At 68.2% G+C, this 17,988-nt stretch carries 14 protein-coding genes and 2 tRNA genes; 12 read left to right on the forward strand and 4 right to left on the reverse strand.

Features of this window, described 5'->3' with window-relative positions; all coding sequences use genetic code 11:
- The first annotated feature begins 1 nt into the window (after position 1).
- Positions 2–1,294 (forward strand): Ni/Fe hydrogenase subunit alpha, encoded by a 1,293-nt coding sequence (locus BN3560_RS12445; RefSeq protein ID WP_096228298.1) that lies wholly within the window; start codon positions 2–4, stop codon positions 1,292–1,294.
- Positions 1,295–1,370: 76 nt separating this feature from the next.
- Here the strand turns inward: BN3560_RS12445 and BN3560_RS12450 are convergent, their stop codons facing one another.
- Positions 1,371–2,246, reverse strand: a complete 876-nt coding sequence (locus tag BN3560_RS12450) for a transposase (RefSeq protein ID WP_096228299.1) — start codon at positions 2,244–2,246, stop codon at positions 1,371–1,373.
- Between the two features lie 108 nt (positions 2,247–2,354).
- Between BN3560_RS12450 and mreB the strand changes: the two genes are divergently transcribed.
- Genes mreB through BN3560_RS12490 form a run of 8 tightly spaced genes read left to right on the forward strand, consistent with a single transcriptional unit; the run spans position 2,355 to position 12,277 of the window.
- Entirely contained in the window at positions 2,355–3,410 is a 1,056-nt protein-coding gene (gene mreB, locus BN3560_RS12455; protein ID WP_080142680.1) for a rod shape-determining protein, read from the forward strand.
- A gap of 18 nt (positions 3,411–3,428) precedes the next feature.
- The gene (gene mreC / locus BN3560_RS12460; protein ID WP_096228300.1) at positions 3,429–4,373 is read left to right on the forward strand and encodes a rod shape-determining protein MreC; all 945 of its coding nucleotides are present in this window, start codon (positions 3,429–3,431) and stop codon (positions 4,371–4,373) included.
- Complete coding sequence (gene mreD, locus BN3560_RS12465) at positions 4,370–4,894, forward strand: rod shape-determining protein MreD (protein WP_087190536.1); 525 nt, start codon at positions 4,370–4,372, stop codon at positions 4,892–4,894. Before mreC ends, mreD begins: the two co-directional genes overlap by 4 nt.
- A gap of 10 nt (positions 4,895–4,904) precedes the next feature.
- On the forward strand, positions 4,905–7,079 hold the full coding sequence (mrdA, locus tag BN3560_RS12470) for a penicillin-binding protein 2 (protein ID WP_096228301.1): 2,175 nt from the start codon (positions 4,905–4,907) through the stop codon (positions 7,077–7,079).
- A 14-nt stretch (positions 7,080–7,093) separates the two neighbouring features.
- Positions 7,094–8,329 (forward strand): rod shape-determining protein RodA, encoded by a 1,236-nt coding sequence (rodA, locus tag BN3560_RS12475; protein WP_096228302.1) that lies wholly within the window; start codon positions 7,094–7,096, stop codon positions 8,327–8,329.
- A complete protein-coding gene (locus BN3560_RS12480; protein WP_087190539.1) occupies positions 8,313–9,569 on the forward strand; it encodes a YcjF family protein in 1,257 nt (418 codons plus the stop codon). The genes rodA and BN3560_RS12480 overlap by 17 nt, the downstream gene beginning before the upstream one ends.
- Positions 9,570–9,600: 31 nt before the next feature.
- Positions 9,601–11,565: a TIGR03960 family B12-binding radical SAM protein gene (locus tag BN3560_RS12485; protein ID WP_096228303.1), complete on the forward strand. Its 1,965-nt coding sequence runs from the start codon at positions 9,601–9,603 to the stop codon at positions 11,563–11,565.
- A complete protein-coding gene (locus tag BN3560_RS12490) occupies positions 11,558–12,277 on the forward strand; it encodes a TIGR03936 family radical SAM-associated protein (protein ID WP_096228304.1) in 720 nt (239 codons plus the stop codon). The genes BN3560_RS12485 and BN3560_RS12490 overlap by 8 nt, the downstream gene beginning before the upstream one ends.
- Positions 12,278–12,554: 277 nt before the next feature.
- Here the strand turns inward: BN3560_RS12490 and BN3560_RS12495 are convergent, their stop codons facing one another.
- The 3 genes from BN3560_RS12495 to BN3560_RS12505 all read right to left on the reverse strand — a co-directional run bounded on the left by BN3560_RS12495 (position 12,555) and on the right by BN3560_RS12505 (position 13,210).
- Positions 12,555–12,734, reverse strand: a complete 180-nt coding sequence (locus BN3560_RS12495) for a hypothetical protein (RefSeq protein ID WP_096228305.1) — start codon at positions 12,732–12,734, stop codon at positions 12,555–12,557.
- A gap of 211 nt (positions 12,735–12,945) precedes the next feature.
- Positions 12,946–13,022: transfer RNA gene (locus BN3560_RS12500), tRNA-Asp, on the reverse strand.
- Positions 13,023–13,133: 111 nt separating this feature from the next.
- Positions 13,134–13,210: transfer RNA gene (locus BN3560_RS12505), tRNA-Asp, on the reverse strand.
- A gap of 211 nt (positions 13,211–13,421) precedes the next feature.
- Between BN3560_RS12505 and BN3560_RS12510 the strand changes: the two genes are divergently transcribed.
- The 3 genes from BN3560_RS12510 to BN3560_RS12520 are packed head-to-tail and all read left to right on the forward strand — an operon-like array spanning position 13,422 to position 17,979.
- Positions 13,422–13,949 carry a MarR family winged helix-turn-helix transcriptional regulator gene (locus BN3560_RS12510; RefSeq protein ID WP_096228306.1) on the forward strand — a complete coding sequence of 176 codons (528 nt, stop codon included), beginning with the start codon at positions 13,422–13,424 and terminating at the stop codon, positions 13,947–13,949.
- Entirely contained in the window at positions 13,940–16,102 is a 2,163-nt protein-coding gene (locus tag BN3560_RS12515; protein WP_096228307.1) for an ABC transporter ATP-binding protein, read from the forward strand. The genes BN3560_RS12510 and BN3560_RS12515 overlap by 10 nt, the downstream gene beginning before the upstream one ends.
- Positions 16,099–17,979, forward strand: coding sequence for an ABC transporter ATP-binding protein (locus BN3560_RS12520; protein WP_096228308.1), 1,881 nt, complete (start codon positions 16,099–16,101; stop codon positions 17,977–17,979). Before BN3560_RS12515 ends, BN3560_RS12520 begins: the two co-directional genes overlap by 4 nt.
- Positions 17,980–17,988 lie beyond the last annotated feature (9 nt).

A 17,988-nucleotide genomic window follows, 5' to 3' on the forward strand; every position in this document is an offset into this window, starting at 1 on the left:
CATGACGAAAACCGCCATACACGTGGACCATATCGCACGGGTGGAGGGCCACGGCAACGTGCACGTGGTCATCGAGGACGGCGCCGTGAAGACCGTGGAGATGAACGTGGTGGAGCCGGCGCGCCTGTTCGAGAGCATGGTGCGCGGCCGCAGCTGGCGCGAGGTGTCCTACATCTCCTCGCGCATCTGCGGCATCTGCTCGGCCAGCCACGTGGTCACCGACCTCAAGGCCATCGAGCGCATCTTCGGGGTGCAGGTCACGCCCCGCACCCGGGCCCTGCGCGAGCTTCTGGTGTACGGGTCGTACCTGCAGAACCACGCCACGCACCTGTTCGTGCTGGCAGCGCCCGACTTCGTGGGACAGAAGAGCGTGTTCCCGCTGGCCGAGAGCGACCCGGCGCTGTTCGAGGGGGCGCTCGGCCTGAAGGCGCTCGGCAACGAGCTGTGCACGGCCGTGGGCGGCCGGTCCATCCACCCCATCACGGCGGTGGTGGGCGGCTTCACCCACGAGATAGGGGCGGGGGAGTACCGCGCCCTGGCCGACAAGATGGACTCGTTCGCGGCGTTCGCGGCCGCGGCCGTGGACCTGTTCGCCGGCTTCCCGGTGCCGCGCATCGCCACGGCCGGCGACATGCTGGCCATGGTGGAGCCCGACTACTACCCGGTGGAGTGCTCCGACACGGCGCGCTTCCTGGACGCCGGCATCGAGTTCGACGCGAACGACGTGGGCGCGCACCTGGAGGAGTACGCCGTGCCGCATTCCGCCGCGCTGCTGGCGCGCGTGAGGGAGACGGGGTCGCCCTTCTTCACGGGCGCGCTCGCCCGCATCAACGCCTCGTGGCAGCATCTGGGGCAGAACGCCAAGGTGGCCGCCGCCAAGGCCGGGCTGCGCCCGCCCGAGCGCAACCCCTTCATGAACAACGTGGCCCAGGCCGTGGAGCTGGTCGACGCGCTCGACCGCTGCGCGGGCATCTGCCGCGCGCTGGCCGAGCCGGGCGCCGTGGAGGGCTCGAGCGAGCCGGTGGGCTTCGAGGTGCGGGCCGGCCGCGGCGTGGGCTTCACCGAGGCCCCGCGCGGCGCGCTGTTCCACGACCTGGAGCTGGACGGCGAGGGACGGGTGGTGCATGCCTCCATCATGACGCCCACGGCCCAGAACGTGGCGAACCTCGAGGCCGACATGCGCGTGCTCGCCGAGCAGCTCGTGGCCGAAGGCGCCGAAGAGGACGCCGTGCGCCTGGAGATCGAGAAGCTCGTGCGCGCCTACGACCCCTGCCTGTCCTGCAGCGTTCATTAGAATGAGACAGGGGGGGGGACGGGGATGATGTCTCATCCCCGTCCCCCTGCAACGCGTTGGCTGTGCGCTGCGCCCGTCAGGCTCGGGCAACGATGTTGCGTCCGACACCCGTGAGCCGTTCGATCTGTCGTACGGAAAGTCCCAGCGCCCGCAGCTTCCTGAGGGCGCGATCCCGCTCGCTCTTGTCGAGCAATGCCAGCCGGTCTGCGAAATCGGCTCCGAGGTGGGAGGCGGCTACCCGCTCCGCCTCGGCTTCGCTTAAATAGGGCCCCCGCTCCTTCAGGCTTACCAGGTAGTCGTGGCCTTGGGACGGGTCGCAGTATCCCTCGAAGGATTCTGCGCCCCCAACCAGCTCCAGCACCAGCGATGTGTCGCAGATTCGCGGCTTTCCGACGTATTCGCCGTAGCTGCTCCAGGGGCAGTCGCGTGGATGCGAGGCCCCCGTGTCCAGCGGATTGAGATGGATGTAGCGGATCGCGGCGAGAAGGTGGGCTTCCGTTTCGACGGGGGCGCTGTCGAAACGGCCTTGGAATACGGGGCCCACGTGTCCGTGCCTTCCGTTGAAGTAGTGGGCGTACGATGTTGCCAACCGATGGAGCCCGTTGGACAGAGAGGCGACGGAAGCCTGTGCCAGGAGGTGTGCGTGGTTGTCCATAAGGCACCAGGCAAGCAGCCTGACGTCGTCTTTCTCGGGAAGCGCGCGGAGCCTTTCGACGAAACGCAGACGGTCCTTGTCGTCTTCGAACAGCCTGCGTCGCCCCGCTCCTCGCGCTGTGACATGGTATATGCCGCTGTTCGATTCTCGACGGGCTTGTCTCGGCATGTCGGCTCCTGTCCTCGGCGCTATTCGCGATGCCGTGATTATTGCACGATGGGGGGGGGTTGTGCTCGGCAAGGAGGGGTTGTGTCCGCGAATCCAGAATGAGACATCATCCCCGTCCCCGTGTCTCATTCCGCCCGCCGGGCGGGGTGTGCCCCTCGTGGATTTTCAACGCCGGGGCAACGCCTGTGCTAGAATGCGTTTTTACTTGGAATACGAGAATTCAAGGGGTTTGCCTCTATGTCCTTTTTAGACGCGTTCTCCGGGCTGACCGGCCAAATGTCTACGGACATGGCCATCGACCTCGGGACTGCCAATACACTGGTCGCCATCACGGGCGAGGGCATCGTCATCAACGAGCCCTCCGTCGTCGCCATCGAGAAGAGCACGCACCGGGTGCTCGCGGTGGGCCACGAGGCGAAGAACATGATCAACCACACGCCCGAGGCGTTCTCGGCCGAGCATCCGCTCAAGGACGGCGTCATCGCCGACTACGACGTGACCGAGGCCATGCTCTCGGCGTTCATCAACAAGGCCGCGGTGCGCAAGTACCCGTGGCAGGCCAAGCCGCGCATCGTCATCTGCATCCCGTGCGGCGCCACGTCGGTGGAGAAGCGTGCGGTGTTCGAGGCCGCCATCCAGGCCGGCGCGCGCCAGGCCTACCTCATCGAGGAGCCCATGGCCGCGGCCATGGGCGCCGACCTGCCCGTCACCGAGCCCACGGGCTCCATGGTGGTGGACATCGGCGGCGGCACCACGGAGGTGGCCGTCATCTCGCTCGGCGGCATCGTCACGTCGTCGTCGCTGCGCCTGGCCGGCAACCGCATGGACGAGGCCATCGCTATGCACCTACGCGACCTTCTGGGCATCAAGATCGGCGAGCGCACGGCCGAGATCATCAAGATCAAGATCGGCTCCATCCTGCCGTTCGAGGACGGCCGCGAACGCGACATGATCATCTCCGGCCAGGACGTGATCACCGAGCAGCCGAAGGAGGTGACCATCCAGTCCGAGGACGTGCGCGCCGCGCTCATCGGCCCCTGCGAGGAGATGGTCATCCATATCAAGGAGACGTTCAAGAAGACGAACCCGGACCTCGCGTCCGACATCATACAGAACGGCATCCTGCTCACGGGCGGCGGCGGCCTCTTGTCCGGGCTGGACCGCTACCTCACCGACAAGCTGGAGATCCCGGTGTGGGTGAGCGAGACGGCGCTCACGAACGTCGTCACCGGATGCCTGAAGGTGCTCGAGACGCCCACGGCGCTCAAGCAGACGCTCATGCGGTCGAAGTAAGGCAGCGCCCCTCACCGCATGGCCCTCAACTTCCAACAGAGCGGATCGGCATCGGCGAAGCGGGTGCTGCTCGTCGCATTGCTCGTGGTCTCCTTGGCCCTCGCCACGCTGTACGCGCGCGAGGGCGAGGGCGGGCCGCTGCACGCCGTGCAGGGGGCCGTGGCGGTGGCGGTCGGGCCCTTCAAGCTCGTCGGCGCCGCGGCCGACGCGGGCGTTTCCTCGGCGGGCGAGGGGATCGAGAACCTCACGGCCGACGAGTCGACGCTCTCCGGCTTGCGCGAGAGCAACGAGGAGCTGCGCCGCCGCCTTGCCGAGGCCGACGAGTACAAGCAGGAGGCGGAGCGCCTGGAGGGCCTGCTCCACCTCAAGCAATCCTATGACATCGACGGCGTGGCCGCGCGCGTCGTGGGCAAGAGCGTGGAGGCGTACAACCAGACCGTGACCCTGGACGTGGGCCGCGACGACGGCGTGGAGAGCGGCATGACCGTCATGGGCGCGACCGGCGTCGTGGGCCAGGTGAGGAGCACCGACGCCCGCACCTGCGAGGTGCGGCTGCTCACCGACCAGAACTCAGGCGCGGCGGCCATCATCCAGTCGAACCGCGGTGAGGGAATCGTGCGCGGCTCGCTCGAGGGCCTGCTGTACCTGGAGAACGTGGACGAGGCCAACTGGCCCGTGGTGGGCGACGTGATCGTGACCTCGGGGCTGGGCGGCAGCTACGTGCGCGGTCTCATCATCGGCACGGTGGTGCGGGTGGACGCCGCGGCGGGCAACGCCACGGGCCGCATCGTGGTGAAGCCCAACGACACGGCGGAGTCGCTTTCCGAGGTGCTGGTGGTGCGCGGACTGAACTCCGAGGGCGCGCTCGGCTCGACGCCGCAGGCCGGCGCCGGCGGCTCCGGCGCGACAGGCGGCGACACGGCGGGCGAAAACGGAGACGGCGAAGGAGGCGGTGAATCGTGAACGTGACGCGCGACGGCATAGCGGTCGCGGTGGGCGCCGTGATCGCGGTGCTCCTCCAGATCGTCGTGGCTCCCAACATCGCCCTGTTCGGCGCTATGCCCAACTTCGTGGTGGCCTACGCGCTGCTCGTGGCCATCGTGCGCCCGGCGACGGCCGGCCCGGTGATGCCGTTCGTGCTGGGCCTCGTGTTCGACCTGGTGTCCGGCGGCCCGGTGGGGGCCATGGCCTTCTTGCTGGTGCTCATGACGTTTCTGGCCGCGCGGGCCTTCGCCGTGCTCGACAACGACACGCTGTTCATGCCGCTCGTCATCTTCGTGGCGGCCACGGTGCTCGTGGAGGCGCTCTACGCCGCGTTCCTGCTGGCGCTCGGCTTCGACGCCGGCGCGCTCGACGTGTTCCTGTACCGCGCGCTGCCGTGCGCGCTCTACGACTGCGTGATAGGCCTCGTGCTCTACCCGCTTGCCGCGCGCGTCCTTGCGGGCGCCGCGCCGGCCCAACCCGGCACGCCGCGCCTGCGCTAGGAGGCCGCCCGTGATCGCCGCCCTCATCGCAGCCGCCGTCACGCTCGTGGCGGCCGTCGCCGTCATCGTGGCGGTGCTCGTCGTGCGCAGCCGCACGAAGACCCCCTACGCCGGCCAGAAGAAGGACGTGCGCTCGGTGGGCAATGTGGGCGTGTCCTCGACGTTGGGCGGCGCGGGCAAGCGCGCGGGCGGCGCTGCGGCACCGCGCGTGAACTCGTCGCAGCCGGCCTCCAAGGCGGCCTCCGAGGGGCTGAAGCCCCGCTTCCTCGCCATGGGCGTGCTCACGGCGGCCATCTTCGGCTCGCTCGGAGCGAAGCTCTGGAGCATGCAGGTGCTGGCCTCGGAGACGTTCTCCAGCGCGGCCCAGAAGAACAAGTTCACCGTCGTGCCCACGCCCGCCCCGCGCGGCTACATCTACGACGCCGACGGCGTGGCCATCGTGAAGAACCGCTCGTCGCTCACCGTGCTGGCGGACGCCGAGGTGGCGAACGACCGCGACGTGGTGCAGCGACTGTCCACCGTGCTGGGGGTGCCGTACAACGTGGTGCGCCAGCGCATCCAGGACGCCACGGGCGGCGCGCAGAGCCAGCGCGTGGTGGCCAGCGACGTGCGCCTGCGCGACGTGGCCTTCATCTCCGAGCACGCCGACGCGTTCCCCGGCGTGGCCGTGCAGACGCGCACCGTGCGCGACTACCCCTACGGCGCCCTCGCGGCGCATGCGGTGGGCTACACCGGCTCCGTGACGGCCGACGACCTGGCCGTGATCCCCGACGGGCGCGAGATCGAGCTGGGCGACACGGTGGGCCGCGCGGGCGTGGAGAGCGTGTACGACCACCTGCTGGCGGGCGACCACGGCCAGCGCACCGTCGTGGCCGACGCCGAGGGCAACGTGGTGGAGGTGGCGAGCGAGACGCAGCCCGAGCGCGGCAGCGACGTGTACCTGTGCGTGAAGGCCCCCGTGCAGTACGTGTGCGACCGTGCCCTCGCCGAGCTCATCGCCCCGAAGGACGGCGTCATCGGCACGGGCAAGGGCTGCGCCGGCGCCGTCGTGGTCATGGACGTGCGCGACGGCGGCATCGTGGCGCTGTCGAGCTACCCCACGTTCTCGCCGGAGACGTTCACGGGGACCATATCGCTGGAGACCTGGGACCTGTTCAACACCGACGAGTCGTACCACCCCATGCTGAACCGCGCCGTTTCGGGCACGTACCCCGCCGCATCCACCTACAAGGCGTTCACCGGCCTCGCGGCGCTCGCCTACGGGTTCGCCGACACGAAGAGGACGTGGGACTGCGGCGGCTCGTGGGACGGCTTCAATACCGGTCAGCGGCAGATGTGCTGGAAGCACAGCGGGCATGGCGTGCTCGACTTCCGCGGGGGCGTCGTGAACTCGTGCGACGTCGTGTTCTACGATATCGGCAAGCAGTTCTTCCAGGCCAGCAGGAGCCAGGGCGGCTCCATCAGCGACACGGCCATGCAGGACGAGATCGCGAAGTACGGGTTCGGCAAGAAGACGGGCATCGACCTGGGCAACATCGAGGAGGTCGGCCGCATCCCCACGCCGGAATGGCGTGCGGAGCATTTCCGCGACTACCCGACGGAGGCGGTGTGGAAGGGCGGCTTCAACACGAACATGGCCATCGGGCAGGGCGACGTGCTGGTAACGCCCATCCAGGTGGCCGTTGCCTACGGTGCCATCGCCACCGGCAACCTCATGAAGCCGCACCTGTTGAAGGAGGTGCGCAACTCCTCGGGCGAGGTGGTGAGGTCGTTCGAGCCCGAGGTCGTGGGCACGCCCGACGTGAAGCCCGAGAACCTGGCCGTCATGCGCGACGCCCTGAAGGGTGTGTCCACCGAGAACGCTGAGCTCGTGGCGCTGTTCAACAAGTTCGGCCTCGATCCCGCCACGGTGGCCTGCAAGACGGGTACGGGCGAGGTCTCCGGCAAGGAGGACTACGCCTGGTTCGCCTGCTACGCGCCCTTCGACGACCCGAAGTACGTCGTGGCATGCGTGGTCGAGCAGGGCGGCGGCGGCTCGGCCGTCGGCGCGCCGCTCGGCATCGAGGTGCTGGCCGCCGCGCTCAACGCCGATGCGGGCGCGCTCACGGACGTGGGCTCCGTCGCGGGGTCCACGGGCAAGTCGCAGGAGCTGGCGACGTCCGGCTCGTCGGGGCGAACGGACTAGGAAGGGAGGCAGCCATGGCCCAGCCGCCGCAGATAAACTCGGTGAGGACGCCCGACAAGGCCGTCGTCGATGCCACGCGCTCGCGCCGTTTCCCCTCGCTCAACCTGCCGCTCGTCGTGGTGGTGGCGCTGCTCGCAGGCTACGGCCTCGTCGTGGTGTACTCGGCCGTGTACGGCGACCCCGACTACAGCTTCCCGCGCCAGGCAGCCTTGGTGGCGGCGGGCGCCGTGGTCATGATCGTGCTCTGGCGCTTCGACTACCGGCGCCTGTCCGAGTTCACCACGCTGTTCCTCATCGTGAACGTGGTGCTCATCCTCTCGCCGCACATCCCCGGCTTGGGAACCGATGCGGGCATGGGCTCCCAGTCGTGGATCAAGATGGGCCCGCTCCCGCAGGTCCAGCCCGGCGAGTTCGCGAAGATCACCGTCATCCTGCTGGACGCGAGCGTCATGGCGCGCTACGGCGGCAGGCTCGACGATCTGCGCGAGTACCTCAAGGCGCTCGGCATCATGCTCATCCCGTTTCTGTGCATCATGACGCAGCCCGACCTGGGCACGGGCCTCGTGTACCTGTTCATCGGCGCGGTGGCGCTCGTGGTGGGCGGCGCGCGGCCGAAGTTCCTGCTGGTCACGCTAGCTGCCGGCATCGTGGCCGTGGCCTGCGTGTTCGCGCTCGACGAGGTGCTGGCCGTGCGCAACGCCGACGGCACCGTGGAGTACAAGCTGCTCAAGAACTACCAGCGCGCCCGCCTGCTCGTGTTCCTCGACCCCGAGCTCGATCCCACAGGTGACGGCTACAACCTGAAGCAGGCGCAGATAGCCATCGGGTCGGGCGGCCTGTTCGGCCAGGGCTACATGCAGGGATCCCAGCATGCGCTGGGAATACTGCCCGAGGCGCCCACCGACTTCATCTTCTGCGTGCTGGCCGAGGAACTCGGGTTTTTCGGTGTAGTGGTGCTGCTGGGGCTGTACCTCGCGCTCGTTTTGGTAAGCTTCCGCATAGCCGGCTCGGCCGGCGACTTGTTCGGCCTGCTCATCGTTATGTGCGTGGTGGGCATGTGGCTGTTCCAGATACTTGAGAACATTGGCATGACCTGCGGGCTCATGCCTATCACGGGCATACCCCTGCCGTTCATGAGCTACGGTTCGACGGGCACGATCATGAACTTCATCATGCTGGGGCTCGTAGGCTCGGTATGGGCCCACAACACTGCGACCGGGAAGAAGGGCAGCTATGCAGATACCCGTTGACGTGAAGGCCGTCATCGACGAGGCGACGAACATCGACGAGGCGCGGCAGACGCCGCTATCGGTGAGCGTGTACATCGACGAGAGCGCCCCCGGCGACGTCGTCGCGCGGGTGCGCGGCGCGTTCGCCAGCGCGAGCCCGCATGCGCGGGTGTCGCTGATGTACTTGGACGGGCGTCCGTTCGCGCCGTATGCCGGCGACGACATGGCCGTCATCGTGGCAGGCTTCTCCGACCAGGTGGGAGCCTATGCCGATGAGCTGCGCGCCGCAGGCGTGCCCGTCATGGTTGCCACCACCATGCCCTCGCTCGTGGCCGAGATCGCGCAGTCGCAAGGCCATCCCATCCCGCATGCCGACGTGGTGGCGCCCGATGCGCCGGGGCGCGGGGGGCGCCTGCTGCCCGCCCGCACGGACGGCGCGGCGCCCGTGGCCGCCGCCGAGCCGTACGTGCTCGACGAGCACGCCGCCGCCTCGCTCGACCGCCGTATGGGCGAGTGGATCATCGCCGCCTGCCATGACAAGCGCCTGGCGTTCGCGTTGGCGTTCCCGTTCGTGCGCCGTCCGCTGTCCGTGGACGCCGTGAACGCAACGGCCATGCAGAACGCCGGCGTCGGCCTCGTGGTGTTCATTCCCGGCGCCGACCTGCCCATCATGACGCTGAACCAGGCGAAGATGCTGCTCCAGATAGCCGCCGCGTACGGCGAGCCCATGAGCATGGAGCGCGTGAAGGAGCTGGCTGCCGTCGTGGGCGGCGCATTCGCGCTGCGCTCGGTGGCACGCCAAGTGGTGGCGTTCGTGCCCGCGCTCGGCTGGGCCGTGAAGGCTGCCATCGGCTACACGGGCACCCAGGCCATGGGCCGCGCCGCCATCGAGTACTTCGAGGAGGGCGGCAGCATGGCGGGCCTCGCCGGGGTGGTGGTCCGGGCCCGCGACAAAGCCGTCGAGCTGGCCGAGGACGCCCGCGAGACCGTGTGCGGCGAGCCTTCTCCCGCGCCGGCCCATGCTGCGGCGCCTGTGCGGGGCGGCGGTCGCGTGGCCGATGCCGCGCGCTCGGCCGCGACGAGGGTGGCCGGCGTCGCGCGCAGCGCCGCCGGGTCGGCCGTGCCGTTCGCCTCGTCGGTCGTGCAGGCCGGCGCCCAGGCTGCCGGTGTGGAAGCGCCTGCGGCGGCCCGGAGCGCCGCGCGCTCGGTGGCCGGCGCCGCGCGCTCGCGTCTCAAGGTCACGCGTCCCTCCGCGCACTAGCGCGCTTCCCAACGAAAGAAGGTCGAATCCAATGACGGATCTCTGGCCGCGCCTCGAGGCGCTGCTCGGCGATGCGGAGCGTCCCGCGCGCTACATCAACCGCGAATGGGGATGCGTGTACAAGCCCGACGCGGACTTCCGCTTCTGCATGGTCTATCCCGACACCTACGAGCTGGGGCAGGCGAACCAGGCCGTGCGCATCCTCGTGAACGCGGTGAACGCAGTGGACGGCATGGCCGCCGAGCGCGCGTTCCTGCCGGCGCCGACGCTCTGCGACACCATGCGCGCCGAGGGCCTGCCGCTGTTCTCCATCGAGAGCTGCGCTCCCGTGGCCGAGTTCGACGCGGTGGGCATCACGCTGCCGCACGAGCTGGCTGCCACGAACGTGCTGGAGACGCTCGACCTGGCCGGTATCCCGCTGCGTGCCGACGCGCGCGGCGAGGGCGACCCGCTGGTGCTGGGCGGGGGCCCCTGCGCGTTCAACCCCGAGCCGTACGCGCCGTTCTTCGACGCCTTCAGCATCGGCGAGGGGGAGGAAGCCGTGCCCGAGGCGCTCGCGCTCGTCAGGCGCCTGCGCGCCGAGGGCGCGCCGCGCGCGGCCATCCTGCGGGCGCTTGCCCACGAACCGGGCTGGTACGTGCCGTCGCTCTACCGCTGGCGCAGCGAGCCCGAGGCCCAGGAAGCGGGCTCGTGGATCGAGCCCCTCGAGGAGGGCCTTCCGGTGCGCATAGAGAAGCGCCTGTTCGGGGGCTTTGCGGAAAGCCCTGGCTGGGAGCCGTGCATCGTGCCGTTCACCGAGGTGGTGCACGATCGCCTGAACGTGGAGGTGCTGCGCGGGTGCGCCCGCGGTTGCCGCTTCTGCCAGGCGGGCATGATGTACCGCCCCGTGCGCGAGCGCTCGGCCGACAACGTGGTGGCGTCCACGCTGGCGGGGCTCGCCGCGACGGGCTACGACGAGGTGAGCCTGACGTCGCTCTCGTCGACGGACCACTCCCAGATCGCGGACATCCTCACGCGCCTCAACCATGCCTGCGACGGCAAGGGCGTGCGGATTTCGGTGCCCTCGCAGCGCCTGGACGCGTTCGGCGTGGACATGGCGGGTTTGGTGGCGGGCCAGAAGAAGGGCGGACTCACGTTCGCGCCCGAGGCCGGCACGCAGCGCCTGCGCGACGTCATCAACAAGAACGTGACCGAGGAGGATCTGTTCGGCGCCCTGGACGCGGCGTTCGCGGCCGGATGGCGGCGCGTCAAGCTGTACTTCATGATAGGCCTGCCCACCGAGACGGACGACGACATCAAGGGCATTGCGAGCCTGGCGAGCCGTGCCTACGACCGCGCGAAAGCCGCCGTGCCGCCCGAGCAGCGGGGCAACGTGCGCGTGAGCGTGTCGTGCGCGCTCTTCGTTCCGAAGGCCCAGACGCCGTTCCAGTGGGACGGGCAGATAACGCCCGAGGAGGCGCTGCGTCGCGTGGGCATCCTGCGTCGCAGCGTGAAGTACAAGGCCGTTGACGTGCACTGGCACGATCCGGCCACGAGCTTCGTGGAGGCGGTCATGAGCCGCGCGGGCCGCGAGGCGGCGGCGTGGGTCGAGGCCGCCTGGCGGCGCGGCGCTCGCTTCGACGCCTGGACGGAGTGCTTCGACGGCGAGGCGTGGCGGGCGGCTGCCGACGAGACGGGCGTCGACCCCGAGGCCATCGCGCAGACGGGCTACCCGACGGACCGCGTCATGCCGTGGGAGCATATCTCCACGGGCGTGTCCCCGCGCTTCCTCGCACGGGAGCGCCGCCTGGCCGACGAGGGCCGCACGACGCCGGACTGCACGTTCGGCCGGTGCTCGGCGTGCGGCGCCTGCCCCGCGCTCGGGGCCGACAACGAGCTGGCCGCGCCGCGCACGGCGCCCGCCGCCCTGCAGCGTGCCGCGGGCGAGCCTGCCGGAGGAGGCCGCGATGAGGCCGCGCCTGCGACCGCCGAAGGTAAGGAGGCTTCCCGTGGCTGATCCTCGCAACTTCCGCCTGCGCGTTGAGTTCTGCAAGCAGGGGCGCCTGGCGCTGCTGAGCCACCTCGAGGTGGCCCGTGCGCTCGAGCGCGCCGTGCGGCGCGCCGGTTTGCCGTTCGCCATCAGCCAGGGCTTCTCGCCCCACATGAAGATCGCCTTCGGGGCCGCCCTGCCCGTGGGCGTGGGAGGGCTGCACGAGGTGTTCGACCTGCAGCTTACGCGCTACGTGCCGCCCGAGCGGGCGCTCGAGGCGCTCCAGGCGGCCAGCGCCCCCGATCTCATGGCGAAGGAATGCCGCTACATCGAGGCTTCCGCACCCGCCGCCTCCGTCGCGTACCCGCTGAGCACGTACCGCGCGCTGCTGTCGTGCGCGCCCGCCGCGCTGCCCGTGCCCGACGAGATAACCGTCGTGCGCAAGAAGAAGGAGAAGGTTCTGCGCACGGCCGGCTTCCTCGTAGGCGGCATCGAGCTTGCCGGCGCCGTGGCAACGTTCACCCTCGAGGCGAAGCCCACGGGCTCCCTGCGCCCCGACGTGCTGCTGCGCGCCTGCGTGGACGCGTACAACGCCGCGGAGGCGGATATGCCCGCAGGCAGCGCTGCGGCGGATGCGGTGGCCGGCGGCCTTCCGGAGGGCGGCCTCTCCGCCGAGCCCTGCGCGCCGGGCGAGCGCCTGCGCATCGTCACCCTCACGCGCATCGAGCAACGCGCCTGACACGCTGCTCGATGGGGGGAGGCAGGGGGCCGTATCGAAAGCCCTAAAACGCAGGCCCGTCATGGGATCGCCTCGTAGGCAAGGGCCCTGCCCCTGCCGCAGCCTGCGGGGCGGTCCCGCTTGCCGGCAAGGGAAGGGCCCTTGCCCTACGCCCAACCTGTTAGAAGCGGCGAGGCTAAGCTTTCGGTGCAGCCTCCGTTCCCGTTCCCTTTCTCGCTTTCGACCGCTTGCGGCGAAGCGGGGTTCTTCCGGCATCGACCGATGCCGCGGACGGCTATCAAGCCCGGCAGTTAGAGCGGTCGGGCGCCTTCAGCTGCTTGAGCCACGCTTCGTAAGCCTCCTTGTCGCTGCGGCTGGGTATGCCGTCGCGCGACGGTCGCGCGACCTTCTTCCGCGGTTCGGGGATGGAGCCGTCTGCCGGTGCGGCGCCGGGCGAGGCGAGGGGCTTCTCCTTCACGGGGACCTTCCTTTCGGTTGCGAGTGCGCAGGCGCGCCGTAGGGCGCTTTTCCCCGAGTATAGTGAATGCGACCGGACGGAGGTATATGCCCAGAGGACTAATTCCAGCGCAACCCCATCCCGCGGCCGTATGGGCTGCCCGGAGGCGCCCCGGGGCATCGCCAACAGAAAAAGGCTCCGAGCGATTTCGCTCGGAGCCTTTGGGTTCGAATGGCGGGATGTACGAGACTTGAACTCGCGACCTCCGACGTGACAGGCCGGCGCTCTAACCAACTGAGCTAACACCCCGTGAAGCAGTGGTGGTTATTCTACCGGGTGTTGCCTTCTCGCGCAATACCCTAATCCAGACTTTTCGCCTCAAAGAAAAAACCCGCCGAAGGCGGGCTTTCCAGATTCGAATGGCGGGATGTACGAGACTTGAACTCGCGACCTCCGACGTGACAGGCCGGCGCTCTAACCAACTGAGCTAACACCCCGTGCTTTGCAGCGCGGATTATTCTACCGGTAGCGCCCCTTCGGCGCAATACCCTATTTTGAAATATTTCGGATCGCGATTCGGCCTTGCCGAGAGGGCGGCCGCGCGGCATCCGTGCAGGTTGTGTGTACGTGTAAACAATTTAGAGTCTAAAATATAAATTATGCTAAGGTTTAGCAGCTAAACTATAAGGAGCAGGGAAAGGAGACGCCGTGGACGAATCGTTCGCCGAGACGAAGCGCGAGCTGTACGAGCTCATGCAGCGCATGCGGCATGACCGCATCACCCCGCCCACGCCCGAAGGCGTGACGCCCTCCGAGGCGCGCACCATGATGACGGTGGCGATGCTGGAGGAGCACGGCGAGCCTATCAGGCCCGGTCGTGTGGCGGAGCTCTCGCACACGACCCCCAGCGCGCTGTCGCAGACGTTCAAGGCGCTCGAGGAGAAGGGCCTCATCGAGCGGCATCGCTCGGGAGATGATTACCGCGCCGTCACGGTGAACCTCACCGCCGAGGGGCGCCGGTTCGCCGCCGAGGGGCGCCGTATGCGCGACGAGCACATGGAGCAGGTCATGGCGTTCGTGGGCGAGGAGGACATGGCGCACCTCGTGCGCATCCTCAAACGCGTCGTGGCGTTCCACGACCTCACGCACACGAGCGACGGGTCGGCGCCATGCCCCTTTGGCGCCGCGTCCTCTGTGCCGCGCGACCCCGAAGGAGGAGATGCCCCGTGCGCATAGTCCGCTACCTCAAGAACTCCAAGATCGCAGTCGTGCTCATCGTGTGCCTGCTCATCGTGCAGGCGTTCACCGACCTGGCGCTGCCGAACTACACGTCCCAGATCGTGGACGTGGGCATCCAGCAGTCGGGCGTTGAGCACGCCGCCACCGAGGAGATGACCGCCCGCACCCACGACCTCGTGGCCATGATGCTGCCGGAGGGCGACGAGAAGACGTTCGATGCCGCCTACGCCAAGACCGACCGGGGCACGTACAAGCTGAACGCCCAGGGCGAGAAGGAGCAGGCCGAGCTCGACCGCATGGTGTCTCTGCCGCTTGTGGCCATCCACTACTCCCATCAGGTTCCCGACCTCGACCTCGACCAGGCCCTGCAAGCCTACCAGGCGGGCGCCGTGCAGAAGCAGCAGATACTCGACATGCTGGACAAGGCGAAGGAGCAGATGGGCGACATGGGGGATTCCATCGTCGACCAGCAGGCCATCGCAGCCGCGCGCGCCGAGTACGAGCAGCTCGGCTACAACCTGTCCGATATCCAGATGCGCTACCTCGTGCGCATCGGCCTGACCATGCTGGGCCTCGCGGCCCTCGGCATGGCGGTGGCCATCCTCGTGGGCTTCCTCGCCTCCCGCACGGCCGCCAAGGTGGGCGCGACGCTGCGCGCGAAGCTGTTCCGGCGCGTCGTGTCGTTCTCGGACGCCGAGGTGCAGTCGTTCTCGGCCGCCTCGCTCATCACGCGCGGCACCAACGACGTGCAGCTCATCCAGATGGTCACCGTCATGCTGCTGCGCATGGTGCTGTACTCGCCCATCCTGGCCATCGGCGGCATCATCATGGTGTCGCGCACGAACCTGGCCATGAGCTGGATCATCGTGCTGGCCGTGGTGGTCATCGGCATCCTCATCGTCGTGCTCATGAAGGTGGCCATGCCCAAGTTCAAGATCATGCAGAAGCTCATCGACCGCGTGAACCTCGTTTCGCGCGAGATGCTCACGGGCCTGCCCGTCATCCGCGCGTTCGACCGCCAGCCCTTCGAGGAGCAGCGCTTCGACGAGGCCTCGACGCGCCTCATGAAGACGCAGCTGTTCACGAACCGCGTCATGACGTTCATGATGCCGCTGATGATGCTCATCATGAACGGCGTGTCCGTGCTCATCGTGTGGGTGGGCGGCGGCTACATCGACAACGGCACCATCCAGACGGGCGACCTCATCGCGTTCATCACCTACGCCATGGTCATCATCATGAGCTTCCTCATGATCGGCATGATCTCCATCATGCTGCCGCGCGCCGACGTGGCCGCGCAGCGCGTGAACGAGGTGCTGGAGAAGCAGCCCACCATCTGCGACCCCGCGCCCGAGACGGCGCGCGACGCCGAGCTGGCCGGCCGCACGGGCGGCGCCCGCATCGTGTTCGACGACGTGAGCTTCAAGTACGGCGACTCGAAGGAATGCGTGCTGGAGAACCTGGACTTCGCCTGCGAGCCGGGGCAGACCACGGCCATCATCGGCTCCACCGGGTCGGGCAAGTCGACGGTGGTGAAGCTCATCGAGCGCTTCTACGACGTCACCTGCGGCTCCATCACCGTGGATGGCGTGGACGTCCGCGACGTGAGCCAGGAGGCGCTGCGCGCGCAGCTGGGCTACGTGCCGCAGAAGGCGTTCCTGTTCAGCGGCACCATCCAATCGAACATCGCTTATTCGGACGAGGGCATGCCCGAGGAGCGCGTCGAGCTGGCGGCCCAGGTGGCCCAGGCATCGGACTTCATCGCCTCTAAGCCCGAGGGGCTCGACGCAGAGGTTTCGCAGGGCGGCACGAACGTGTCGGGGGGCCAGCGCCAGCGCCTGGCCATCGCCCGCGCGCTCGCCACCGAGGCCCGGGCGTACCTCTTCGACGACAGCTTCTCGGCGCTGGACTACAAGACCGACGCGGCGCTGCGCCAGGAGCTGCACACGCGCCTGGGCGGCAAGACGGTGGTCATCGTGGCCCAGCGCATCTCCACCATCCTGCACGCCGACAAGATCGTCGTGCTCGACGACGGCCGGATCGTCGGCCAGGGCACGCACGGCGAGCTCATGGAGAGCTGCGAGGAGTACCGGGAGATAGCGATGTCGCAGCTCTCGGCCGAGGAACTGAACGGAGGTGATGCGGCATGAGCGCTCAGGCGAATGGGGCGGCCACGCGCCGCCCGCTGCGCCGCGGCCCCATGGGCGGCCACGGGCCCGGCCACGGCATGATGCCCGGCGAGAAGGCCAAGGACTTCAAGGGCACGCTCAAGAAGATGATCGCCTTCATGGGCCGCTTCAAGGCGGCACTCGTGGTGGTGCTCGTGTTCGCCATCGGCTCCACGGTGTTCAACATCATCGGGCCGAAGGTGCTGTCCACGGCCACGACCGAGCTGTTCAACGGAATTGTGGCGAAGATCGACGGCTCGGGCGGCATCAACTTCGACGCCATCGCGCAGATCCTGCTGTTCACGCTGGGGCTGTACCTGCTGTCCGCGGCCTGCTCGTTCGTGCAGGGCTGGATCATGTCGTCGGTGTCGCAGCGCACCAGCTACCAGCTGCGCCGCTCCATCGCCGAGAAGATCGACCGCATGCCCATGGGCTACTTCGAGCGCAACTCGGTGGGCGACACGCTCTCGCGCATCACCAACGACGTGGACACGCTCGGGCAGAGCCTGAACCAGGGCGTCACGCAGCTCATCACGTCCGTCACCACCATCGTCGGCGTGCTCGTCATGATGCTGACCATCAACCCGCTCATGACGCTCATCACCGTGGTCATCCTTCCGGTGTCGGTGGTGCTCATCATGGTGGTGGTGAAGCGCTCGCAGAAGTTCTTCCTGGCGCAGCAGCGCACGCTGGGCGAGATCAACGGCCTGGTGGAGGAGACGTTCTCCGGCCACGCCATCGTGAAGGCGTTCAACCGTGAGGACGGCACGGTGGACAACTTCAACGAGACGAACGCGCGCCTGTACAATTCGGCGTGGAAGAGCCAGTTCTTCAGCGGCCTCATGCAGCCCATCATGAACTTCGTGGGCAACCTCGGCTACGTGGCCGTGGCCATCACCGGCAGCTTCCTGGCCGTGCAGGGCGTCATCACCGTGGGCGACATCCAGGCGTTCATCCAGTACGTGAAGAACTTCACGCAGCCCATAACGCAGCTCACGCAGGTGTCGAACGTGCTGCAGCAGATGGCCGCCGCCGCCGAGCGCATCTTCGAGTTCCTGGACGAGCCCGAGGAGGAGCCGGACCATGCGACGGTGACGTCTGGCGAGGTGGAGTGCGAGGTCGAGTTCGACCATGTTCATTTCGGCTACGATCCGGCCAAGCCCGTCATCGAGGACTTCTCGGCGCGCGTCACCGAGGGGCAGACCGTGGCGCTCGTGGGCCCCACCGGCGCCGGCAAGACCACGATGGTGAAGCTGCTCATGCGCTTCTACGACGTGCAGTCGGGCTCGATCAAGATAGGCGGCCACGACATCCGCGACTTCGCGCGCGACGACTTGCGCTCGATGTTCGGCATGGTGCTGCAGGACACGTGGCTGTTCCACGGCACCATCCGCGACAACATCCGCTACGGCAAGCTGGACGCCACCGACGAGGAGGTGGAGGCGGCGGCGAAGGCGGCCTACGTGCACCACTTCATCCAGACGCTGCCTGCGGGCTTCGACACCGAGATCAACGAGGACGCCAGCAACATCAGCCAGGGACAGCGCCAGCTGCTCACCATCGCGCGCGCCATCCTGGCCGACCGCCGCATGCTCATCCTGGACGAGGCCACAAGCTCGGTGGACACGCGCACCGAGGAGCGCATCCAGAAGGCCATGGACAACCTCATGGCCGGGCGCACCTCGTTCGTCATCGCGCACCGCCTGTCCACCATCAAGAACGCGGACCTCATCCTCGTCATCCGCGACGGCGATATCGTGGAGCAGGGCACGCACGAGGAGCTGCTTCAACTTGGCGGTTTCTACGCGGAGCTGTATAATTCACAGTTCGCTGAGACTATCGACGAGATCGAGGACTAGCGCGACCGC

Origin of the sequence: Gordonibacter urolithinfaciens (genome assembly GCF_900199375.1) — a bacterium.
Taxonomy (GTDB): Bacteria; Actinomycetota; Coriobacteriia; order Coriobacteriales; family Eggerthellaceae; genus Gordonibacter; species Gordonibacter urolithinfaciens.